Origin of the sequence: Janthinobacterium sp. SUN120 (assembly GCF_030397735.1) — a bacterium.
GTDB lineage: Bacteria > Pseudomonadota > Gammaproteobacteria > Burkholderiales > Burkholderiaceae_D > Janthinobacterium > Janthinobacterium kumbetense.
In genome coordinates this window covers 1,785,701-1,807,559 of sequence record NZ_JAPUBW010000001.1, presented here as the reverse complement: position 1 = coordinate 1,807,559, position 21,859 = coordinate 1,785,701, and the positions used below count along the sequence as shown (strand labels likewise).

Here is a 21,859-nt window from a genome sequence, read left to right as displayed (position 1 = left end):
CGGTAGTTTGTCATAAACCACATCCATCATGCGGATTTTGCACCAAATTACTGCCAATAAGCAACAATATCTATGACCGGGGAAGACGACTTTCAGTCGCTGCCCGCGCCTGACCGGCGGCGCAGGCGCCACAACTGCCATGCCGGCAGCCAGCGGTTCAGGAAAGCCAGGCCGCATACCCGGCGCCAGCGCACCAGGCGCACCACGCGCACGGCGCGGCCGTCGGCGCCTTGCCCGGGCCTGGCGGCGAAGATGATGCGGTTATTGCCGGCGATGCCGTCGAAGTGGCACACGGCGCCACGGAAGGTGAGCATCAGGCGCGCCAGCATGGCGGGGTAGTGCTCGTCATAACTGAACAGGTTGGCTACCAATACGCCGCCGGGCAGCAGGGCGCGCAGGCAGTCCGCGTAGAAGCGCGCGCTGCCCAGTGCCGGCGGCAAGCCCGTTTCGTCATAGCCGTCGAGCAGCAGCACGTCGGCGCAGCCCGGATGCTGGCGGATATAGCTGACGGCGTCCGTCTCGATGATGCGCAGGCGCGCGTCATCGGGCGGCAGCATGAATTGCTCGCGCAGGGCGATCACGTCGGCGCGCAGTTCCAGCACCGTGATGCGGGTGTCGGGCAGGTGGCGGTGGCAGAATTTCAGCAGCGAACCGCCGCCCAGTCCCACCATCAGGATGTGGCGGGGACGGGGCACGAACAGGGTAAAGCACATCATGGCGCGCGCATAGCGCAGCAGCAGATGGTCGGGGCGCGACAGCAGCATTTCGCTCTGGATCATGCCGGGCTGGAATTCCAGGCGGCGCCGGTCGCCACAGGTATGCACCTGCGGGGCAAGCGGGGTAGTGCTTCTGTTTTCCGGCATGGGACGACTTCGCTGAGTGGACTGGGGGAGATGCTTTGTTGCATTCAGAGAAATCTGATAAGCTCCCGTGAGCATACCCGATTAATCCGCGCCGAGCATGCGTATATCGGCGCGCGGCGGCACGGCCGCGCAGTCGGGCACCATGGAGACAAGCATGTTTTTGGATCACCCCATCATTACGGCGACGAACAGTTTTACGGAGCCCGACCGCATCGAGCGCTTGACGCGCGTGTACGGCTACGCGGCGGCGCTGGCCGACCAGGCCGCCAACGTCGGCTTCATTGAGAAAGTGGCGCAAATCCACGACCACAAGGGCACCCTCATCGTCTTCTGGCACGAGGCGCCCAGCGAGGTGGAAAAACAGTATTTCGTGCAGGCGTGGGCCAGCAAGATCGGCGACGGCAGCACCAATGTCGAACACGAAATCTGACCTGGCCTGCCGCGCCTGCGCGGCGACGGTGTAACCCATGGATATCAAGACCCTGGTACTGGCCCTGGCGCTCGGCAACCTGAGCCTGTGCGCGGCCCTGTTCTTCTTCGAGTATGAGCGCAAGAAGTCGCTCAGCATGTCCACCTGGGCGGTGGCCAAGCAATGCCAGGCCGTGGCCTGGTGCCTGCTGTATTTCCGCGGCGTGCTGCCCGATTTTCTCTCCATCTTGCTGGGCAACAGCCTGCTGTTTGCCGGCATGGCGCTCGATGCGGGCGCGCTGTGGCAGGCGGCCGGGCGCAGCGGCTGGCGCCGCACCGTGCTGCCGGCGCTGGGGCTGTCGGTGGCGCTGTTTGCCGCCTGCTATCTGTTCGACGTGGCGCCGCTGCTGCGCAGCGCCGGCGGTTCGCTGATCGTGGCCGGCTTTTTCCTCGCCGGCGTGGCGGCCTTGTGCCTGAAATGGCGCGAGGCGAGCATGCTGCGCCGCTTCCTCGTCGTCAGCATGGGTATTTTGTCGCTGCTGATCGCCGCGCGCGGGGTGCTGGCCGCCGCCGTGCCGGGCTTCGACGCGGAATTGATGCAGCTGGCCGGCTTCGGCGCCCTGTACCTGATGATGCTGACGAACGCTTTCGGCTATCTGCTGCTGTCGCGTGAAAAGCTGGGTGGCGAACTGGCGCGCCTGGAAGTGCTCGACGCGGCCACGGGCGTGCCGAACCGGCGCGGCTTTTACCAGGCGCTGGCACCGTGGATGGCGCTGGCGCGCCGGCCTGGCTTGCCGACGGCGCTGGTGGTGCTCAATATCGACCACTTTAAAAGAGTCAACGACAGCTACGGTCATCCGGTGGGTGACGCGGTGCTGAAAACCATCGTCGACACCTGCCGCCAGCAATTGCGCGACAGCGACCTGATGGGCCGCCTGGGCGGCGCCGAATTCGCCATCCAGCTGCCGCGCACGACCCTGGCCGATGCGCTGATGGTGGCCGAGCGCATCCGCGCCGCCGTCGAAGTATTGCCCGTCAAGACGGAGCGCGCCGTGCTGCAACTGACGGCCAGCCTGGGCGTGACCACCATCCGTGCCGAAGACAGCACCGTCAGCCTGTTCAAGCGGGCCGACGAGGCGCTGCAGGCGGCCAAGCAGGCGGGCCGCAATCGCGTCGTCGAAGCGCAAGGCGCCAGTACGCTGGACGTGTAAGCCCGCTTACTTCTTGCGCGAGCCGAGCCAGCTGGGCTCCTTGCCGCATTCCTTGGGCAAGAACAAGGCATCGAGGCCGGGATCGCAGCGATGGTCAGGCGCCTTCATCGGTTCGACGGTCAGCCATTCGCTCTTGGGCAGGATCTTTTCTTCGCGTGGTTCCACGGGCGGCGCGGGCGGCAGGCTGTCTTGCCACCTTGGCTCTGCGGCAGGCGCGGGCGCGGTGGCCCAGTTCGCGTCGACCTGCGCTGGCGGTGTGTCCGCGTGTGCGGCGGCGCTCAGCAAGCTGCCCGCGAGGATGAATGCACGCATGGCGGCGCTGTTTACGGAAATCATGGTCTGTCCTTGGTCGGTGCCGCGAGGGCGGGCCTTGCATTATGATGCTAGCCGGAAGCAAAAACACAAGAAAATTGCAACGGCATGTTACCAAAGGGACTATAGTTACTGGTAGCAAGCAGGTGCATCACAGCAAGGCGCTCGAACGGTGAGCAAGGCGCGGGTCGCCACTGCCCGAACGTGTGCATTCCCTAACTTTCATTTAAGCTAAGCAAGTTATGCTATCGAGCGCACGCCAGGCTGCCCTGTGCCGTCCGCACCGCAGTTCCTCTTTCTTACTCTTGCCAGGCCCATAATGAAAATGCTCAAATCCCTGCCTGTATGGCCGCTTGCCGCCCCCGTTGCCGGCTGGCTGTTCCTGTTCGGTTCCACCTTCAATGTCGGCGGCGCCTACCAGATCCTGCTGGTGGCTGGCCTGATCGGCAGCGTGCTGGCCGCCGTGTACCACGCGGAAGTGGTGGCGCACCGCATCGGCGAACCGTATGGCACCCTGGTGCTTGCGTTGGCCGTGACCCTGATCGAGGTGGCGCTGATCGTCTCGCTGATGCTGGCCGGCGGACCGGAAACGACGGGGCTGGCGCGCGATACCGTGTTTGCCGCCATCATGATCATCCTGAACGGCATCGTCGGCATCTGCCTGTTGCTGGGCGCCGGGCGCCACCGCGAGCAGAGCTTCGGCCTGCTGGGCGTGAGCGCTTCGCTGGCCACCCTGGCGGCCATCGCCGTCCTGACCCTGGTGCTGCCGAACTACACCTCGAGCGCCGCCGGCCCCTTCTACAATTCCAGCCAGCTGATCTTCATCGCCGTCATTTCCCTGGTCCTGTACGGCACCTTCGTGCTGGTGCAGACGGTGCGCCACCGCGATTACTTCCTGCCTAAGGAAGCCGTCGGCGATGAAGAGGTGCATGCGGCGCCGCCCACGGCCACCGTCGCCTGGGTCAGCGCCGGCGCGCTGCTGGTGTGCCTGGGCGCCGTGGTGCTGCTGGCCAAGTCGCTGGCGCCCGCGCTGGAGACGGCGATTGCCGCCATGGGCGCGCCGAAAACCCTGGTCGGCATCGTCATCGCCGCCATCGTGCTGCTGCCCGAAGGCCTGGCCGCCGTACGCGCCGCGCGCGCGAATCGCCTGCAAACGAGCTTGAACCTGGCGCTCGGCTCCGCGCTGGCCAGCATCGGCCTGACTATTCCGGCTGTGGTGGTGGTGTCGCTGGCCACGGGCCTGACGATTACCCTGGGTCTCGATATCAAGTCGACGGTGCTGCTGCTGCTGTCGCTGATGGTGGCCACCCTGTCGCTGGGCACGGGCCGCACCACGGTCATGCAGGGTACGGTGCACCTGGTGATTTTCGCCGTTTATTTATTTACCACCATCGTGCCGTAAGCGCCACGGCTGCCCGCCGTTTTGTCACAATCCTGTCACGCCGCTGTCATACGATGAGGGTAGTGTGGTAGGATTTTTAAATCGTTTAAATGATTTATATAGTTTAGTAACTGATTTTGCCAACTTTTTCAGTTGGCACAGTAATGACAAGACAAGAGGCCAGTATGTATGCAGCGGTGGACCTGGGGTCCAACAGTTTTCGTTTACACGTCGGCAAGCATGATGGCGACACGATCCGCGTGGTCAAGAGCGTGCGCGACCCGATACGCCTGGCCGCCGGCCTGGATGCCAATGGCGACCTGACCGAGGCGGCCATGCAGGGCGCGCTGGCCTGCCTGCAGCGCTTTCGCGCCATTCTCGCCGGCTTCGAACTCGATGCCGTGCGCGTGGTGGCCACGTCGGCCATGCGCGTGGCGCGCAACGGCGCCGTCTTCCTGCCGCTGGCCGAGCAAGCCATCGGCCATCCGATCGAGATCATCTCGGGCGAGGAAGAAGGGCGCTTGATCTACATGGGCGTGGCCAATGCGCTGGCCATTCCCGGCGAACGCCGGCTGGTGATGGATATCGGCGGCGGCTCGACCGAACTGATACTGGGACGCGGCAACGATATCGAGCGCGTCGAGTCCTTCAGCCTGGGCACCGTCAAGCAAAGCCTGTCGTTCTTCATCGGCGGGCGCATCGACGCGCCGTCGTTCGAGGCGGCCATCCTGTCGGCGCGCAGCCATTTCGAGGATGCCGCGCCGCCGTACCGCCCGCAGCACTGGAAGACGGCCTACGGCTCTTCCGGCACCATCCGCACCATCGCCGACATCATCGCCCGCAACAAGCTGGGCGACGGCTTGCTCACGAGCGCCAGCCTCGACGCACTGGCGCGCCGCTTCATCGAGCTCGGTCACACCAGCCGCATCGACATGCCCGGCTTGCGCCCCGACCGCGCCAGCACCATCGTCGGCGGCCTGGCCATCTTGATCGGCCTGTTCCGCGAACTGGCCATTCCAGTCATGACGCCGATCGAGGCGGGTCTGCGCATGGGCGTGATGTGGGATTTGTACCTGCGCTCGACCAAGCGCGACCGCCGCGAACAGTCGGTGCAGGGCTGCATGGAGAAATTCCATATCGACCAGCAGCGCGCCGGCAGGGTGGCCGAGCAGGCGCTGGCCATGTATGCGCAGCTCAAGCCCACGTCCGACGCCCTGGTGAAATCCCTGCGCTGGAGCAGCCTGCTGCACGAGGTGGGCCTGGCCGTGTCGCAGACGGGCTACCACAAGCATGCATCGTATATCGTGGAGAACGCGGATTTGCCCGGTTTTACCACGCGCGAACAGAAGACCATGAGCCGGCTGATCCTGGCGCAGAAGGGCAACTTGCGCAAGATCGGCGAAGTGCTGTCCGACCCCGATTTTGCCAAGGCCGTGCTGGCGCTGCGCCTGTCGATCCTGCTCATGCATGCGCGCATCGAAGCCGATTTCAGCGAACTGCGCCTGCGCATGAAGAGCCGCATCGAACTCGATATCAAGCGCGGCTGGGTGGCGCACCATCCCACCGTGTCGTTCTGGATCGAGAAGGAGCAGGAATTCTGGGATGAGGTCGGGGTCGATTTCACCATCCGCGCCAGCGCCTAGGAGGTCATGTCGTGCACATGACTTGATGTGCAGCAAGCAAGATTTCAAAAAACAGTATATATTGTTTATATTAATTACTAGATTGGAAAATCCATGACCAAAATCGTCCCAGCGAAAAAAGCCGACAGCGCGCCCGTATCGATGTTCCCTACCAGCGCTTCGATCAATGCGGCAGCGGCCAAGGCCGCCCCGGCTGCCAAGCCCGCCGCTAAACCAGCTGCGAAACCAGCCGCCAAGCCTGTGGCAAAAGCCGCCGTCAAGCCGGCAGTCGCCAAGCCAGCGGCAGCCAAACCAGCGGCGGCCAAGCCAGCCGCGGCGAAGGCGCCAGCCGCCAAGCCGGCAGCGAAGGCCGCCGTTGCCAAGCCTGCAGCCAAAGCCGTCGTCAAAGCTGCCGTCAAGCCGGCAGCCAAGCCAGCCGTGAAAGCTGTCGCCAAGCCTGCGGTGAAGACCGTCGCCAAGCCGGCCGCGAAAGCCGCCGCCAAACCGGTAGCCAAGGCGGCCGCCAAGCCTGCGCCAGCGAAAAAAGCGCCGGTCGCCAAGGTCGCCGCCGTCAAGGAAAAAGCCCGCAAGCCGAAACTGGTGCGCGACAGCTTCACCATGCCGGAAGCGGAATACGAAGTCCTGGGCCAGGTCAAGAAAGCCTGCCTGAAGGCCGGTTTCGAGATCAAGAAAAGCGAATTGCTGCGCATCGGCGTGGCGCTGATCAGCCAGATCGACCTGGCGACCCTGCAAAATGTGCTGGCCGGCCTGCCGCAGCTGAAAACGGGCCGCCCGAAGAAGGATTGATGGCGCGGGCAGGGGCCGCCCCTGCCTGTCCATTCTGGTTTACCATGGGGCCTGTGATAGTTCCCCCATGGTTGCCATGTCAGAAGATACAGATATCGAACGCGCCGGCTTCGTCGAGCGCGCCATCGTCCGCCACCAGGCGGGCGTCTCTACCCCAGCCATCGACCGCGTCGCCGAGGAAGTCCCCGTCGCGCTGGTCTTCAATGGCATTTCCCACGTCGTCATGATGGCCACCCCGCGCGACCTGGAAGCGTTTGCCTATGGCTTCGCGCTGACGGAAGGCGTGGTCGCTTCCGCCGGCGCCATCTTCGATTGCGAAGTGTTCCTGCGTCCCGACTCCGCCGAAGTGGCTTTGAGCATCGCCCAGGAGGATTTCGTGCGCCTGAAGGACCGGCGCCGCCAGCTGACGGGCCGCACGGGCTGCGGCGTGTGCGGCATCGACAGCATCGAGATGCTGGACTTGCAGCCGCAGGCGCTGCCGCCGGCCCTGATCCTTGTCGACCTGCCGGCTGCCCTGGCGCGTGCCTCCGCCGGCTTGCGCGCGCACCAGGCGCTGATGCGGGAAACGGGCGGCGTGCATGCGGCCGCGTGGTGCACGCCCGACGGCGATATCGTGCACGTCTTCGAGGATGTCGGCCGCCACAATGGCCTGGATAAACTGATCGGCCATTTGGCACTGAGCGGGGCGGACATGCGGCGCGGCTTCGTCTTCCTGTCCAGCCGCGGCAGCTACGAGCTGGCGCGCAAGGCGGCGCGCATGCAGATTCCGCTGCTGGCGACGATTTCCGCCCCCAGCTCGCTGGCCATTTCCATCGCCACGCAGGCGGGCATGAAGCTGGTGGGTTTCTGCCGCCAGGATGCGTACGTCGATTACACGCCCGGCATCACCTTGTAGCTTCCGCTGCGCTCCAGCAAAACTGGCACGGACTTCGACGTGGGCGTGCCGGCGCCGTCCGCCGTGCTGGCCAGCGGCACCAGCGCATTCGTTTCCGGATAATACGCGCCCAGGCAGCCGCGCGGGATGTCGTAGGCGACGAGACGGAAGCCGTCGGCGCGGCGCGCCACGCCATCGTCCCAGGCGCCGATCAGGTCCACCAGCTCGCCATCGGCAAATCCCAGCATGGCGATATCTTCCTCGTTGGCGAAGACCACCTTGCGCGTGCCGTACACGCCGCGGTAGCGGTCATCCATGCCGTAGATGGTGGTGTTGTACTGGTCGTGCGAGCGGGTGCTCATCAGGACCATCAGGCGCTCGCCATGGCGCTGTTTCGCGCGGTGCAGCGGCGTATCGAGGTCCAGCGGGGCGACGAGGAAGCTGGCCTTGCCGCTGGCCGTCTTCCACACGCGCTCGCGCGACGCAACCGTCAGGTGAAAGCCACCCGGCTGCGCCACCCTGGCGTTGTAGTCGTAAAAATCGTCGAATACCTTTTCGATGTCGTCGCGGATGCGCGCATAGTCGGCCGCATAGGTGCGCCAGTCCACCAGGGCGCTGCCCAGCGTCGCTTCGGCCATGCCGGCCACGATGGCCACTTCCGAGCGCAGCTGCGGCGAAGCGGGCGCATTGCGGCCGTACGAGATATGCACCATGCTCATCGAGTCTTCCACGGTCACGCCCTGCGCCACGCCGTGCTGCAAGTCGATTTCCGTGCGCCCCAGGGTGGGCAGCAGCAAGGCTTCCTTGCCGATGACCAGGTGGCTGCGATTGAGCTTGGTGGCCACCTGTACCGTCAGCGCGCACTGGCGCAGGGCGGCAAAGGTCAGCGGCGTGTCCGGCGTGGCGGCGGCGAAATTGCCGCCCAGCGCGATGAACACTTTTACCTCGCCGCGCTGCATCGCTGCGATGGTGGCCACCACGTCGTGGCCATGCGCGCGCGGCGGCTCGAATCCATACACCTGGCCCAGGCGGTCGAGGAAGGCCTTGGTCGGCTTTTCCTCGATGCCCACCGTGCGGTCGCCCTGCACGTTCGAGTGGCCGCGCACGGGGCACAGGCCGGCGCCCGGCTTGCCGATCTGCCCGCGTAGCATCATCAGATTCGACAGCATGCGGATGGCCGCCACGCTGTGCTTGTGCTGCGTCAAGCCCATGCCCCAGGTGGCGATGATGCGCTGGCCCTTGACGAAGATGTCCGTCAATGCCTCGATCTGCGCGCGCGCCACGCCCGACTCCCGCAGCAGCAGTTCCCAGCTTTCCATGCGCAAGTCGTCGCGGAAGGCGTCGAAGCCGCTGCAGTGTTCAGCGATGAAGGCGTGGTCGATGACGGCGGGCGCGCCCGCCGCCTGCGCTGCGTCGTCATGCTCGACGACGCGCTTGGCGACGGCCTTGATCAGGGCGAAGTCGCCGCCCAAGGTCGGTTGCACGAACAGGCCGGCTAGGCGCGTGCTGCCTAGGGTCGCCATTTCCAGCGCGCTTTGCGGGTCCATGAAGCGCTGCAAGCCCCGTTCGCGCAGGGGATTGATGGAAACGATGCTGCCGCCGCGGCGCGCGCAGTCGCGCAATTCGCCCAGCATGCGCGGGTGGTTGGTGGCGGGATTCTGGCCGAAGATGAGGATGGTGTCGGCCAGCTCGAAGTCGGCCAGGGTCACCGTGCCCTTGCCGATGCCCACGGTGGCCGGCAAGCCGCGGCTGGTCGCCTCGTGGCACATGTTGGAGCAGTCGGGGAAGTTGTTGGTGCCGTACAGGCGCGCCATCAGCTGGTACAGGAAGGCCGCCTCGTTGCTGGCGCGGCCCGACGTATAGAACGCGGCCTGGTTCGGGTCGGGCAGGGCGCGCAGGTGGCGGCCCACAAGGGCGCAGGCGTCATCCCAGGCGATGGGCACGTAGCGGTCGCTGGCGGCGTCGTACACCATCGGCTCCGTCAGGCGGCCATGCTGTTCTAGCGCGTAGTCCGACTGTGCCAGCAACTGCGTGACGGTATGGCTGGCGAACAGTTCCGGGCCGGCGCGGCGGCTGGTCGCTTCGGCGGCGACGGCCTTGGCGCCGTTTTCGCAAAAGGCAAACGTGGAAGCGTGGTCGCGGTCGGGCCAGGCGCAGCCGGGGCAATCGAAGCCGTCCGGCTGGTTTTGCGCCAGCAGCGCCTTCAGGTTGCCGGGCGCGACGCGCTCCTGGCGCAGGCTGATGGCCACGTGCTTCAAGGCGTCCCAGCCGGCGGCCGGCCTGGTGTAGGGCGTGATGTGCGGTGCGTCCTGGTCTTTCATGGGCTCTTTCGGCTGGGCGAGTGTGGTAATTATGCACGATCCCCGGATGACATTGACTTGCGTCATGGAAATGACATTCGGCTGTCATTTTCCTGACATATTAGACAAGTACGCTGGAGTCGTCTTGATCACAGGGGATGAAACCATGCAGAACATAGTCGCATCAAACGAAGCCAAGGCCCGGCCGGTCCAACTGGTGCTGAGCCAGGCCACGACCGCGGCGGAATTGCGCGAAGTCCAGCGTTTGCGTTACAAGGTGTTTATCGAGACCATGGGCTTGACGTCGCTGGCCAACGCCGATGGCCTCGACAGCGACGAATTCGACGCGCACTGCGATCATTTGATCGTGCGCGACGCCGATACCCTGAAAGTGGTGGGCACCTACCGCGTGCTGAGCGCGGCAAAGGCAGCCAAGATCGGCCGCCTGTATTCGGAAAACGAGTTCGACCTGAGCCGCCTGAAGAACCTGCGCGGACGCATGGTCGAAGCGGGCCGCGCCTGCATTCACCCGAAATACCGGGGCGGCAGCGTGATCATGCTGCTGTGGTCCGGCCTGGCCGAGTACATGCGCCGCGAGCGCTGCGACTACCTGGTCGGCTGCGCCAGCATCAGCCTGGCCGATGGCGGCCATAACGCCGTCGCCGTGTACCAGGCGCTGGCCGAAAAGCACATGGCTCCAAGCGAATACCGCGTCACGCCGCACCTGCCTTTCCCCATCCACCAGGTGGAAGCGGCGCACAAGCCGCAGGTGCCGCCGCTGATCAAGGGCTATCTGCGTTCGGGCGCCTGGATTTGCGGCGAACCGGCGTGGGACCCTGATTTCGAAAGCGCCGACATGTTCATGATGATGCCGCTGGCGAATCTGGACGAGCGCTATGCGCGCCATTATGGCGTGGTGCCTGGCTAAGGCTATTGAGGTGAATGCCGGGCAGTGACGCCTGCAGCTGGCTGGCCAGCGCCTGCACGGCGCTGCGCAAGCCGGTTTCCGCGCCGTCGGGCGGCAGCAGTTCGAGCAGGAAGCGCAGCGGCGCCGTGATCGCTTCGGGTTCGCCGATGCTGCCGTGGCGCCGCACGGCGTCGTGGTACAGGGCCAGGAAAGCGGTGCGCGCGGACGCGTCGAAAGGCTGGCCGTCCGGCGCCTGCCACAGGGCCGCCAGCAGGGCGGCGCGCACGGGGGCGCCGGCGTCGATGGCGCGGTGTTCGTCCGCGTGGCGCTGGCGCGCATAGGCGATGGCGTCGTGCAGCAGGTCGCCCAGCTGCGGATCGAGCGCGCGCCAGGCGCCGCTGTCGCCATGGGCTTTCAACAGCAGGGCGCCTGCCAGTAGCTGGAAAATCAGGTCGCAGTCGGCCACGCCGCTGCGCCGCCGCGCTTCTTCCAGCGCGGCCAGGCAGGCGTCCGTCATGGCGCGCAGGGCCGGCGCGCCGGAGCTTCCTGCGCGGCAGGCCAGGCGCGCCTGCAAGGCCCAGTAGCGGCCCAGCAGGGCCAGGCGCTGCGCCGTGGGCGCCAGCGCCACCAGCAGGTCGATATGCTGTTTTCCATCCTGCAGCAACTGCCGTCCCTGCGCCATATCGGGCACGGCCGGCACCTCGATGCCGGCGCCCGCATCGAGGCCGCACAGGGCCGCGCCCTGGCGTATTTCCAGTTCCGCCCAGTGCGCCAGCGCGCGCAAGCCCACCTTGCCGTCGGCCGCGCTGTGCGCCGCCCGGTAGTGTTCGATGGCGCGCAGGGTGTTCTCCAGGCCACCGAGGCCGGCCCGCGTGGCGGCCATGTTTTCGCGGATGTCGGCGCAGCCGAAGAAGCGGGCGCGCACGGCTTCCTCGATGCTGCCCAGCTTTTCCTCGATGGCCGCGCGGCGCGCCGTATCGGCGCCCGCCAGGCGCGCGTGCAGCGTTTCCAGGTCGGCCAGCAGGTGGCCGTGGTAGTGGTAGTCGGGCGCTTGCCAGGGCCGGCTCTGCGTGTTTGGGAAGCGGTAGCGGTCGTCGCCATACGCCTGGTAGGCGCCCCAGGTGTTCGATGCCGGGAACTGCAGGTACGCCGCCTCGCGCGCCAGGCGCACGGCGTCGCCGAAATATTCGCCGCTCAGCATGGCGTGATAAAAGCTGTGCGCGAAGATGCTGGCTGCCTGGTCGTCGATGCGCCAGCCGGCCGCGATCACCGCCTGCGAGCCCATTTCGATGAAGGCCGTGGCCAGGCTGGCGGCCAGTTTCGACCACGGCGCGATGGCGTCCGGGCGCATGTCGCCCAGGTGGCAGCAATTGATGAAGACGAATTGCGGCACGCGCTTCAATTTGCCCACCTGCGCCGCCGTCAGCCGCGTCTTCGGCCCCAGCACCAGGCCCGTATGGGCGATGCCGGGGCCGGCCACTTCGCCGTGGCCGGCCAGGTGGATGGCGAAATAACGCTCGTCGAACAGGTGCACCAGCACGCGCTGCGCCTGCGGGCGCAGCAGCTCGCGCACCTGGTAGCCGTACGCACCGAACATGCGCGCCACGTCCTGCGCCTCGGCCTGCGCGGCGGGCAGCTCGGGCAGGCCGGAATCGGTGTCGCCGATCACCAGCACGCTGTTGCTGGGCGGGCTGACGGCCGATGGCTGCTCGCGCAGGCTGGCCAGCTGGCGCACCATGCCGATGCGCGTCGACAGCGGGCTTTCCTCGCTGCCCGCCTCGTCGCGCATCAGCTCCCACGGATAGATGGCGGCGCTCTGGTCGACGGCCAGGATCAGGCCGCGCATCTCGGGGATGGCCGCCTTCAGGCCATTGGGCAGCATCAGTTCATACAGCGCGCGCGACAGGCCCGGCTGGTCGGTGGTGTTGTCGGTGGCATCCATGATCAGGCCATCGACGGCTTGCCGCTGGTTCGGCTCTTCGTCGACGCTGTTGTGGGCGCGGTCCGTCAGCACGGTGAAGCGCAGGGCGCCGGACAGGTCGGCGGCGACGATCTGCACGCGGCGCCAGCCATTGTCGCCGCTCAGGCTGGGCAAGATGCGCCGGTAGCCGCCGGGGCTGTGGCGGATGCGCTGCTCGAACGTGAAGCTGCCCTGGTAGCGCGCCTCGGCCATGATCTGCTCGATGGCCATGGCGGCGGCGATGGCGCGCGCCTCCGACTGTTCGTAGATGGCGATGTGGCCGATGCGGCAAGCCATGCCCGCGTCTTCCAGGCGCCGGTTGGCGCTGCGCGCGCCGTCGAGCAGGGCCCGCGCGCACAGGGCGATGCTCAAGCCGCCATAGCCGGAGCCGGACAGCAGGCTGGCCACGCGCAAGCCGTGCTCGCCCATCGGCGGCGCGGCCGCATGGCCGGCGGCGCGCACCTGCAGGCAGACGCACGCGTATTCGAGCAGGCCGCCGGCAAAGGCGCGCGCCAGTTCGCCCGGCGTCAGCTCGCCCAGCGCGCCCAGGCCGATGACGATGGCGCCGCCGGGCCGGCGCGCCGCATCGGGCTGCAGCACCACCAGGGCGGAGTCGGGGCGCTGCGGAAAGCGTCCCAGCGCGTGGATTTCCTGCAGCTTGCCCGCCAGCAGGCGGTCGAGAAAACTCATGCTGCCGCGCAGCGATTCGGCGGCGTAGCAGCCGCTCATGACGGGCGCGTCGGCCGAGGCCATGCTGCCGTGGATGATGGATAGGCTCAGCTGCGGCGCGCGGCTCTCCGGCGCGATGGCGGGGCCGGCTGCGCCAAGGGCGGCGTCGAGCAATTCCTGCGGCTGCGGGTACAGCGGCGTGGCGTCGGGGGCATACGGATGGAAGCGGGGCGGGGCGCCGCCAGGCGCGTGCGGCGGGTGCCGCGGCAGGGCTGCGGCCTGGCCGCTGTCGAGCAGTTGTGCGATGGCCGGGTAGTATTCCTTTTGCAGCAGCAGGTCGCCATGCGCCACCGGCAGGTAGCAGGCCGCCACGCCTTCCGGCACCGCGCCTTGCCAGGCCGTGCGGCCATCGCCGTCCGGCGACCAGGCTGTCTCGATGCCGCCGTCGCGCAGGCGCAGGGCCACCGGCGTGTCGGCGCAGCCGGCCAGGTAGCTGCAATGGCGGGCGTCGGGCGGTGCCGCTTCCAGCAGGGCCACGGTGGCGCGCGCCACGGCCAGCGCCTGGGCCTCGGGCGCCTGCCAGCCGCCGGGCAGGCCCGCCTGCGCGTCGCCGGCGGCCAGCTGTGCCCAGGCGCCGGCGTCGAAATAATCGATGCCGCCCGGCTGCGGCCACGGCAGCATGTCCAGCACGCCGGGAAAGGCACGCACGAAGCCGAGAAACTGACGCCGCGTGTGCTTCCAGCCTATCCAGCACGCCAGCATCTGCACCAGCCGGTCGCGCCCCAGCAGCACTTGCACCATCGCCTGTGTGCCGCGGTTGGCCGTGCCCACCTGCAGCAGGCGGCTGCCGGGCAGGGCGCCGAAGCGCTGCCAGCGGTCTTTCAGTGCCAGGCGCGCCACCAGCCCGCCCATGCCGTGGGCAACGATGCGCAGCGGCTGGCCGCGCTGTTCGGCGTCGCGCATGGCCTCGTCGAGCACGGGCAGGAAGGCGTTGCCGGAGTGCTGCAGCGACAAGCGCCAGTCATAGGCAAAGGGCCGTACTTCCTGGCTTTGCGCGAGAAAGCGGGCAAACGGTTCATAGCAGGATTCGACCCAGCCGGCGCTGACGATGTGCGGCTGGCCCACGGCCAGGCGTTCGATGCGCCCTTCGACCAGGTTGACGGGGTCGAACCAGATGCGGTTGCTGCCCACTTGCAGGTGGCTGCCCATGATGTCGGGCAGCAGCAGCACGATGGGCGCGTGCGCGCGCCGTTTCGGCACTTCGCCGCCGCGCGCCAGCGGGCCGTGCTCGATGCCGGGCAGCGGCAGGTAGGCGGTCTCGTCGCCGGTGAGCGCCTGCACGGCGGCCAGGCCGGACGGCGCGCGCTCGAAATAGTTGAGGTGGTGCGCGTGCGGCCCGCGCAGCAGCAGTTGCCGCACGGGCGTGCTGCGCGTGGCGCCGCCGGCCATCGAGGCGCAATTGACCACCAGGTCGTTCTGCCCGCCATACAGCTGGTCGTCGAGGCAGTCGCCCAGCCAGCCCAGCAAGCCATCGCCGCTGCACGCGCCGGCCAGTACATGCAGCGGACTGGCCACGCGCACGTCGGGCGCATTGAGCAGCGCCACCAGGGGCGAGTCGGGCATCATCGCTTCCAGGCCCGGCAGGATGCGCGCGTCGCAGCGCTGCTGCACCACGGCCAGCAGGAAAGCCATGGCGCCGTCGGGCAGGCCGCCGTGGAGCAGCAGGTTGAACATCGCGCTGGCCCAGCGGTCGAGGCGGCCCGACATCAAGGTGGTGCCGCGCGCCGGGCAAGCCACGCGCACGAAGCGGGCGATGCGGATGGCGCGCGTCTTCAGCTCCATGCTCAGGTCGCGCAGGCGCGCCGCATCCCCGTCGTAGCCGCCGCGTCCGCCCAGCCGCGTCTGCGCCGTGAAGTGGTCGATATCGTGGCTGTTGAACGCTTCGCCGCCCACCGTGTTTTCGCTCAGCCGCTCCAGGCCGTCGCCTGCCAGGTCGACGGCGCCGCGGCTGTCGATGCGCTGCGCCCGCGCCAGCAATTCGCCCAGCAGGCCGCCGCGCGAATGGCTCAGCAGGTGCAGCACGGCGCCGTGCGGCAACTGGCGCACGAGGGCCAGCGCGTTCTCGATGGGGCTGTCGCTGAGGCTGCGGTGCTCATAGCCATAGATGCGGTTGCCGTATTGCGCCGCCAGTTGCGGCGCCAGGCCGTTGCGCCACAGGCCGGCAAAGCTGCGCTGGGTCGACGAAGCCGTGCCGTGCAACAACAGCAGCAGCGGTTCCGGCCCGGCGGGCAGGCTGGCGACGGCCGTCATGCTGCCCGCCTCGATGCCGCAGCGGTACAGGCCCAGGCGTTGTTCCAGCTGGCGGTCCTGGAAGGCGCCCGCTGCCGCCAGCGCCGTCATGGCGGCGCCGCCGCAGCGGTACACGCGCACGGCGCGCAGCATCCAGGCGCCCAGGCCGTCGCGGCTGGCGCCGGGCGGCGGGCGCGCCGCCTGCGGGCGCAAGGCCAGTCCCACTTCGATGCTGGCGGGCGCGCCGTCGCGCGCAAGCGTGGCCGGCCCCAGGTAGCGTGGCAGGTCCAGGCTGCCGGCGAGCAGCGAACTGCCGTCGCACAGCAGCAATTGCACGACGTCGTCCGGGCCGATATCGAGGGCGATGCGGCAACTGCCGATGCCGCGCGCGCCGGACAGCACATGGGTCTGGCTATGCCAGCCGGGCGCGGCGGGGCAGTCGCCGGCGCTGGCGAGGGGATCGCGCGTGAGCGTCAGGCGCAGCACGGGCGGCGCAAGGGGATCGCTGGACATGCGGTTGGGATCGCTGGTTAAAAGCTGACCTTGATGCCTGCGCGGACCATGCGTGTTGTGTCAGATCAAGTTTGAGTGGAAATGCAGGGGAGAAGCTGGGAGGGCGCTGGAAGGCAGAGAAACGGTCAGCATGGTTTGGGCTGGGTCTCTTCGCTATCGTGTCCGGATGCGGTGCGGTGAACGAACTACGCGAATTGTATGGCAAAAGTTCATGGCGCCGGGAACCTGGGTGCCTGGCATGGCATTACAACAGCGGGTAACTCAATGGACTGGCGTGGCGGACAGTTCCTTCAGTTCGCGGATGGTGATGTCCGATTTTTCATGCATGCGCAATAAAATCGTTGCACCGACCGACAGTTTGCCGTGACGAATCTTGCTGATGATGGGAGGCTGCACTTCCAGTACACGGCACAGTTCCGCATCATTTTTCAGGTTCATCTTCTCGATCAGGGTGTCGAGCAGCTTGTTGGGCACAAAACTCGATGGTTCGAGCGCACGCGCCCGGTTCATCGCTTCAATCATTTCCAGCTTCTTTTGCCGAACGTTCATTTACTCCTCCTTCAGGTTATGCAAGGGACGAGACCACTTTGGGTGGTCCCGGCTATAGTTCGTCATCGCAGTACGGCTGTCTGGGTGACGTAGTACAACATTCGCGTTAAAACATTGATAACCAGGCAAGTGTTTTCAATAATACTACGATAACAAAACTTGTGACAGATGGTCAGTTAAATTAACTGATTGTTTGATCAATTTGGTTGACGATTGTTGTATTTTGTAGTCCGCTTTTGGTTAATATCATGGTTCTGTCCGCCATTTCGGCGGCGGCCAGCGAATGCGTGACCATGATCGCGCAACTGCCGTTGGCCTTGATTTCGGCGCGCAGCAATTGCAGGATGCCGTGTGCCGTGTCCGGGTCGAGGTTGCCGGTAGGCTCGTCGGCCAGCACCAGCGCCGGCTTGTGCACGAGCGCGCGGGCAATGGCCACGCGCTGCATTTCACCGCCGGACAATTGCTGCGGAAAGTCGCCGCCGCGTCCGCCCAGGCCGACCGCCTCGAGCATGCTGGCGGCACGCTCCTGGGGCAGTCCGTTGAGCAGCAGCGGCAGGGCCACGTTTTGCAGCAGGGTCAGGTGCGGCAAGACGTGGAAAGCCTGGAAAATAAAGCCCATGCGGGCGCGACGCAGCCGGGTGGCGGCGGCGTCATCGAGGCTGGACATGGCAATGCCGTCCACCAGGATAGGGTGCGCTTCGGCACCCGCGTCGGGCGTATCGAGGCCGGCGATCAGGTTCAGCAAGGTCGACTTGCCCACGCCCGAGTCGCCCATGATGGCGATGAATTCCCCCGCCTTGAAACGGCAGGAAATATTGGCCAGCACGGGACGGGCATTGGCATAGGACTTCGACAGATGGCGCAATTCGAGCATGGTGTTAACGGCTATCGTAAAGGGAGGCACGCGGGGGAGAGGGGGGCCTGGGAACTGCAAAGGGGCGCGGATTGTTTGGCCGGCAATGTGTAGTATACGACAGGCTTATGCTTTTTGCTTGGCAATACCACTTTTGCGTGCACGCCGCCGATATGGACCCTAAGTTACCTGCCGCACGGCTGGCTTGCGCGGATTCCGCTATGATGGAAAAAAGTCATCGGCAAGGCGCCCGCCAAGCACTACGGCAGGGGCGGCGCGCCCGGTGGCCGACCGTGCAAGCCTTTCGTGAAACTAGTGAACCTAACATTGACGACGCCAGCCCATGACCATGCCACTTGCGCAACAGCAGTCCGATTTCCGCCCCGCCAGCCACGCCGCGGCGGCCAGCGCCACTCCTGCCACGATAGCCGAGATCAGCAGCGGCCTGCTCGCGCGCCAGGCCTGGACCTCGCCCAAGTACCTGTACGACGCGCTCGGTTCGAAACTGTTCGAAGCCATCTGCGCCTTGCCCGAGTACTATCCGACGCGCACGGAAGCGGCCATCTTCGCCCGCCACGGCGCCGAGATCGCGCATGCCGTGGGGCCGGGCAGCACCCTGATCGACCTGGGCGCGGGCAATTGCGCCAAGGCCGCCAGCCTGTTCCCGCTGCTGCACCCGGCCCAGTACGTGGCCGTGGATATTTCCTACGATTTCCTCAGCGAATCGCTGAGCCGGCTGCAGCAGCGCTTTCCGCACATCGAGATGACGGGCCTGGGCCTGGATTTTTCCAGCCGCCTGGACTTGCCCGACAGCGTGCGCGAGGCGAGGCGCCTGTTCTTCTATCCCGGCTCGTCGATCGGCAATTTTGCTCCAGAGCAAGCGACCGCCTTCCTGCGCCGCCTGCGCGCGAATGCGGATGGCGATGGCGGCCTGCTGATCGGCGTCGACCTGGTCAAGGACGACGCCATCCTCGACGCCGCCTATGACGACGCGCTGGGCGTCACGGCCGCCTTCAACCTGAACATGCTGCGCCACGTGAACGGGCTGATCGGCGCCGATTTTGACGTGCGCGCGTGGCAGCACCACGGCTTTTTCAATGCCGACGAGCGCCGCGTCGAAATGCACCTGGAAGCGCGCAGCGAACAAGTTGTCCATTGGAAAGGTGGCCAGCGGCGCTTCGCGAAAGGCGAGCGCATCCATACGGAAGACAGCTACAAATACACGCGCGCCACCTTCGTCGGCTTGCTGGAGCAGGCAGGATTTTCCACCGTGCAAGTCTGGACGGACCCGCAGCAGTGGTTTGCCGTCATTTACGCACGCGTGATTCGCGACTAAAAGGCGACGATGCTGATCGATCATTACCATCAAGTGCGCCAGCATTCTCTGCGGCTGGCCGAACCCCTGTCCGACGAGGATTGCGGCGCGCAATCGATGCCGGACGCCAGTCCCGTGAAGTGGCACCTCGCGCATACCACCTGGTTTTTCGAAACGTTTATCCTGGAAAGCATGGAAGCGGCGTTCGCGCCTTTCCACCCGGCCTTCCGCGTGCTGTTCAATTCGTATTACAACGGCGTGGGCGAGAAGCACCCGCGCGCCCAGCGGGGCTTGCTGACGCGCCCCGGCATGGAGGTCGTGCGCGCCTACCGGGCCAATGTCGATGCGCGCATCGCGCGCCTGCTGGCGGGCGAACTGGCGCGCGACGAGCGCGAACGGCTGACCATGCTGCTGGCGCTGGGGCTCGAGCACGAGCAGCAGCATCAGGAGTTGCTGTTGACGGATGTCAAGCATCTGCTGGCGCAAAGCGCCCTGTTTCCCGCCTACCTGGAGCGCGGGGACAGCGGGCTTGCGCCAGCGCAAGAACACGCGCAGCCCACGGCCTGGCTCGCCTTCGACGGCGGCCTGGCGCAGATCGGGCATGCGGGCGACGGCTTTTGCTTCGACAACGAATTGCCGCGCCATCCGCAATACGTGGCGCCCTTCGAACTGGCCAGCGCGCTGGTGACGAATGGCGACTATCTCGCCTTCATCGAGGCGGGCGGCTACCGCACGGCGCACCTGTGGCTGGCCGAAGGCTGGGACTGGGTGCGCAGCGGGCAGTTGCAATGCCCGCTGTACTGGCAGCGCGATGACGCGGGCCGCTGGCAGGAATTCACCTTGTTCGGCTTGCGGCCGCTCGATCTCCAGGCGCCGGCCACGCATGTATCGCTGTTCGAGGCGGACGCCTATGCGCACTGGGCCGGCGCGCGCCTGCCGACGGAAGCGGAGTGGGAAGTGGCGGCGCAAGGCGTCGCCGTGGAAACGGGCCAGCTGCATCCGGCAGCCGGCGCGCCGGGCGCAGGCTTGCGGCAAATGTTCGGCCACTGCTGGCAGTGGACCAGCAGCAGCTACGCGCCGTATCCGGGCTACCGTACGGCGCCCGGGGCGCTCGGCGAATACAACGGCAAGTTCATGCTGAATCAATACGTGTTGCGCGGCTCGTCGTGCGCCACGCCGGCCGGCCATGCGCGCGCCAGCTACCGCAATTTCTTCCCGGCCGGTGCGCGCTGGCAATTTTCCGGCATCCGCCTGGCGCGCCAGGTGGAATAAGCGGCTTAGTGCAGGCGCGGAACGGACGGGGCAGGGCGGCCTGGCGATTGGCCTCCAGCGCTCCGTTCCAGCTTGAACTGGCTGACGAGGGTTTCCAGGTCGCCCGCCTGTTCATGCATGGCTGCCGCCGCCGCGGCCGCTTCCTCGACGAGGGCCGCGTTTTGCTGCGTCGTCTGATCCATCTGCATGATGGCGGCATTGATTTGCTCGATGCCTTCGCTTTGCTCGTGGTTGGCGACGCTGATTTCACCGACGATGGCGCTGACCCGGCCCACGCTGGCCACCACTTCATCCATTGTCGCGCCCGCCTGGTTGACCAGCTGCGCGCCCTGGTCGACCCGGCTGACGGAGTCGGCAATGAGTTCCTTGATTTCCTTGGCGGCCGCCGCCGAGCGCTGCGCCAGGTTGCGCACTTCGGAAGCCACGACGGCAAAGCCCCGTCCCTGTTCGCCGGCCCGTGCCGCCTCGACGGCCGCGTTCAGGGCCAGGATATTCGTCTGGAAGGCGATGCCGTCGATGACGGCGATGATGTCGACGATCTTGCGCGACGAGGCATTGATGGCGTCCATGGTGCCGATCACTTCCGCCATGGCCGAGCCGCCGCGCTGCGCGATGGCCGATGCCGAGCGTGCCAGGCTGTCGGCCTGGCGCGCATTGTCGCTGTTGCTGCGCACGGTACCCGTCATCTCGATCATCGAGGAGGCCGTCTCTTCCAGCGCGCTCGCTTGCGCTTCCGTGCGGGCCGACAGGTCGGCATTGCCGCTGGCAATCTGGCTCGACGCCACGGCGATCGTGCCCGTACCGCCGCGCACCTGGCCCACCAGGGTGGCCAGGTTGGTGTTCATGTCGCGCAGCGCCTGCAGCAGCTGGCCCGCTTCATCCTTGCCGTCGGCCACGATTTTACTGCTCAGATCGCCTCCGGCCACGGCTTGCGCCACGCGCAAGGCATACGCGATCGGCGTGGTGATCGAGCGCGTGACCCACCAGGCAAAGAGCACGCCCAGCAGCAGGGCGGCCGTGCCCAGGCTGGCCATCAGCACATTGGCGGCGGAAATATTCTGCTTGATTTGCTGGCCGCCATGCACGACCACGCCGCGCTGGATTTCATTCAGGTGGTTGACCGTCTTTTGCAACTGGTTCAGGGCGGGCAGGGTGTCGTCGCGCACGTGCACGGCCGCTTCCGCCCGCTGTCCCGCCACCAGCAGCTTGTCGGCCTGGCTGAACGACACGACATAGGCCTTGCGCTGTTGCTTCAGGGTGGCCAGCAGTTCCTTGCCTTCAGGCAGCACGATCAGGCGGTCGAGCACGACCAGCGCATCGGTGATGGTGGCCTTGTTGGCGTCGATTTCGCCGTGGATGGCGTTGGCGCGGGCGGGATCTTCATGGATGAACAGTTCCAGCACCAGTGCCGCGTTCGAACGCGTGGTACTGCGGATGGTGGCGATGGCGTCGGCCTTGGCCCAGTCTTTTTCGATGATGGCTTCGCTGAGCGCACCGATCTTATCCAGGCGCAGCAGGCCCGTGCCCACCAGCACTGCCATCAGCAGCAGCACCACGCCAAAACCGGCACCCAGGCGCACGCCTATCTTCATATCCGTTAATTTCATACTGATTCCCTCGGTAGCTAATGATCTGTCTCCGGTGGTCTTGTTATGAAACAATTATACGGCTGGTGATACCTGATTTGCACTACTAATTGCCCTATAGAAATGAAAAAGCGGCACGGCGATCAAGCCGTACCGCTTTTTCTCCCT

16 protein-coding genes are annotated in these 21,859 nt (G+C 66.3%); 9 read left to right on the top strand and 7 right to left on the bottom strand.

All coding sequences use genetic code 11. From position 1 onward, the window contains the following. Positions 1 to 92: 92 nt before the first annotated feature. Positions 93 to 863, bottom strand: coding sequence for a transferase spermidine synthase (locus tag O0879_RS07890; protein WP_289915774.1), 771 nt, complete (start codon positions 861 to 863; stop codon positions 93 to 95). A 154-nt stretch (positions 864 to 1,017) separates the two neighbouring features. Here O0879_RS07890 and O0879_RS07885 point away from each other — a divergent pair, with 154 nt between their 5' ends. Beyond that, on the top strand, positions 1,018 to 1,293 hold the full coding sequence (locus tag O0879_RS07885; protein ID WP_034757372.1) for a hypothetical protein: 276 nt from the start codon (positions 1,018 to 1,020) through the stop codon (positions 1,291 to 1,293). A 37-nt stretch (positions 1,294 to 1,330) separates the two neighbouring features. Next, on the top strand, positions 1,331 to 2,482 hold the full coding sequence (locus O0879_RS07880) for a GGDEF domain-containing protein (protein ID WP_289898968.1): 1,152 nt from the start codon (positions 1,331 to 1,333) through the stop codon (positions 2,480 to 2,482). Between the two features lie 6 nt (positions 2,483 to 2,488). Here the strand turns inward: O0879_RS07880 and O0879_RS07875 are convergent, their stop codons facing one another. Beyond that, complete coding sequence (locus O0879_RS07875) at positions 2,489 to 2,818, bottom strand: hypothetical protein (RefSeq protein WP_251351213.1); 330 nt, start codon at positions 2,816 to 2,818, stop codon at positions 2,489 to 2,491. A gap of 295 nt (positions 2,819 to 3,113) precedes the next feature. On the opposite strand from O0879_RS07875, the gene O0879_RS07870 reads away from it, so the two are divergent. The 4 genes from O0879_RS07870 (at position 3,114) to fdhD (ending at position 7,499) form a co-directional block, all read left to right on the top strand. Beyond that, on the top strand, positions 3,114 to 4,196 hold the full coding sequence (locus tag O0879_RS07870; protein ID WP_289915765.1) for an ionic transporter y4hA: 1,083 nt from the start codon (positions 3,114 to 3,116) through the stop codon (positions 4,194 to 4,196). 164 nt (positions 4,197 to 4,360) lie between these two features. Further along, complete coding sequence (locus tag O0879_RS07865) at positions 4,361 to 5,818, top strand: Ppx/GppA phosphatase family protein (protein ID WP_289912227.1); 1,458 nt, start codon at positions 4,361 to 4,363, stop codon at positions 5,816 to 5,818. Between the two features lie 93 nt (positions 5,819 to 5,911). Further along, a complete protein-coding gene (locus tag O0879_RS07860) occupies positions 5,912 to 6,604 on the top strand; it encodes a hypothetical protein (RefSeq protein ID WP_289915764.1) in 693 nt (230 codons plus the stop codon). Positions 6,605 to 6,671: 67 nt separating this feature from the next. Beyond that, positions 6,672 to 7,499 (top strand): formate dehydrogenase accessory sulfurtransferase FdhD, encoded by an 828-nt coding sequence (fdhD, locus tag O0879_RS07855; protein ID WP_289911571.1) that lies wholly within the window; start codon positions 6,672 to 6,674, stop codon positions 7,497 to 7,499. Here fdhD and O0879_RS07850 read toward each other — a convergent pair. Then, positions 7,475 to 9,799: an FdhF/YdeP family oxidoreductase gene (locus tag O0879_RS07850; RefSeq protein ID WP_289915761.1), complete on the bottom strand. Its 2,325-nt coding sequence runs from the start codon at positions 9,797 to 9,799 to the stop codon at positions 7,475 to 7,477. The genes fdhD and O0879_RS07850 overlap by 25 nt on opposite strands. Positions 9,800 to 9,944: 145 nt before the next feature. On the opposite strand from O0879_RS07850, the gene O0879_RS07845 reads away from it, so the two are divergent. Further along, positions 9,945 to 10,706 (top strand): GNAT family N-acyltransferase, encoded by a 762-nt coding sequence (locus tag O0879_RS07845; protein WP_099664512.1) that lies wholly within the window; start codon positions 9,945 to 9,947, stop codon positions 10,704 to 10,706. On the opposite strand, the gene O0879_RS07840 is transcribed toward O0879_RS07845, so the two are convergent. The 3 genes from O0879_RS07840 to O0879_RS07830 form a co-directional block, all read right to left on the bottom strand. Further along, positions 10,639 to 16,116, bottom strand: a complete 5,478-nt coding sequence (locus O0879_RS07840) for a CHAT domain-containing protein (RefSeq protein WP_289915759.1) — start codon at positions 16,114 to 16,116, stop codon at positions 10,639 to 10,641. The genes O0879_RS07845 and O0879_RS07840 overlap by 68 nt on opposite strands. Before the next feature lie 261 nt (positions 16,117 to 16,377). Then, entirely contained in the window at positions 16,378 to 16,665 is a 288-nt protein-coding gene (locus O0879_RS07835; protein ID WP_034786045.1) for a hypothetical protein, read from the bottom strand. A 181-nt stretch (positions 16,666 to 16,846) separates the two neighbouring features. Beyond that, positions 16,847 to 17,539 (bottom strand): ABC transporter ATP-binding protein, encoded by a 693-nt coding sequence (locus O0879_RS07830; RefSeq protein ID WP_289905495.1) that lies wholly within the window; start codon positions 17,537 to 17,539, stop codon positions 16,847 to 16,849. A 322-nt stretch (positions 17,540 to 17,861) separates the two neighbouring features. Between O0879_RS07830 and egtD the strand changes: the two genes are divergently transcribed. Both egtD and egtB read left to right on the top strand, forming a co-directional pair. Further along, positions 17,862 to 18,854: an L-histidine N(alpha)-methyltransferase gene (gene egtD, locus O0879_RS07825; RefSeq protein WP_289915758.1), complete on the top strand. Its 993-nt coding sequence runs from the start codon at positions 17,862 to 17,864 to the stop codon at positions 18,852 to 18,854. A gap of 9 nt (positions 18,855 to 18,863) precedes the next feature. Next, complete coding sequence (gene egtB, locus O0879_RS07820) at positions 18,864 to 20,105, top strand: ergothioneine biosynthesis protein EgtB (RefSeq protein ID WP_289915757.1); 1,242 nt, start codon at positions 18,864 to 18,866, stop codon at positions 20,103 to 20,105. Between the two features lie 5 nt (positions 20,106 to 20,110). Here the strand turns inward: egtB and O0879_RS07815 are convergent, their stop codons facing one another. Further along, positions 20,111 to 21,712, bottom strand: a complete 1,602-nt coding sequence (locus O0879_RS07815) for a methyl-accepting chemotaxis protein (protein ID WP_289915756.1) — start codon at positions 21,710 to 21,712, stop codon at positions 20,111 to 20,113. Positions 21,713 to 21,859: the final 147 nt, after the last annotated feature.

What these genes read in the sequence shown, in the direction of transcription:
- egtD (WP_289915758.1), top strand. Translation starts at nt 17,862, where the DNA reads ATGACCATGCCACTTGCGCAACAGCAGTCCGATTTCCGCCCCGCCAGC.
- O0879_RS07830 (WP_289905495.1), bottom strand. Translation starts at nt 17,539, where the DNA reads ATGCTCGAATTGCGCCATCTGTCGAAGTCCTATGCCAATGCCCGTCCC.
- O0879_RS07845 (WP_099664512.1), top strand. Translation starts at nt 9,945, where the DNA reads ATGCAGAACATAGTCGCATCAAACGAAGCCAAGGCCCGGCCGGTCCAA.
- O0879_RS07840 (WP_289915759.1), bottom strand. Translation starts at nt 16,116, where the DNA reads ATGTCCAGCGATCCCCTTGCGCCGCCCGTGCTGCGCCTGACGCTCACG.
- O0879_RS07865 (WP_289912227.1), top strand. Translation starts at nt 4,361, where the DNA reads ATGTATGCAGCGGTGGACCTGGGGTCCAACAGTTTTCGTTTACACGTC.
- O0879_RS07860 (WP_289915764.1), top strand. Translation starts at nt 5,912, where the DNA reads ATGACCAAAATCGTCCCAGCGAAAAAAGCCGACAGCGCGCCCGTATCG.
- O0879_RS07850 (WP_289915761.1), bottom strand. Translation starts at nt 9,799, where the DNA reads ATGAAAGACCAGGACGCACCGCACATCACGCCCTACACCAGGCCGGCC.
- O0879_RS07815 (WP_289915756.1), bottom strand. Translation starts at nt 21,712, where the DNA reads ATGAAATTAACGGATATGAAGATAGGCGTGCGCCTGGGTGCCGGTTTT.
- fdhD (WP_289911571.1), top strand. Translation starts at nt 6,672, where the DNA reads ATGGTTGCCATGTCAGAAGATACAGATATCGAACGCGCCGGCTTCGTC.
- O0879_RS07875 (WP_251351213.1), bottom strand. Translation starts at nt 2,818, where the DNA reads ATGATTTCCGTAAACAGCGCCGCCATGCGTGCATTCATCCTCGCGGGC.
- O0879_RS07880 (WP_289898968.1), top strand. Translation starts at nt 1,331, where the DNA reads ATGGATATCAAGACCCTGGTACTGGCCCTGGCGCTCGGCAACCTGAGC.
- O0879_RS07885 (WP_034757372.1), top strand. Translation starts at nt 1,018, where the DNA reads ATGTTTTTGGATCACCCCATCATTACGGCGACGAACAGTTTTACGGAG.
- O0879_RS07835 (WP_034786045.1), bottom strand. Translation starts at nt 16,665, where the DNA reads ATGAACGTTCGGCAAAAGAAGCTGGAAATGATTGAAGCGATGAACCGG.
- O0879_RS07870 (WP_289915765.1), top strand. Translation starts at nt 3,114, where the DNA reads ATGAAAATGCTCAAATCCCTGCCTGTATGGCCGCTTGCCGCCCCCGTT.
- O0879_RS07890 (WP_289915774.1), bottom strand. Translation starts at nt 863, where the DNA reads ATGCCGGAAAACAGAAGCACTACCCCGCTTGCCCCGCAGGTGCATACC.
- egtB (WP_289915757.1), top strand. Translation starts at nt 18,864, where the DNA reads ATGCTGATCGATCATTACCATCAAGTGCGCCAGCATTCTCTGCGGCTG.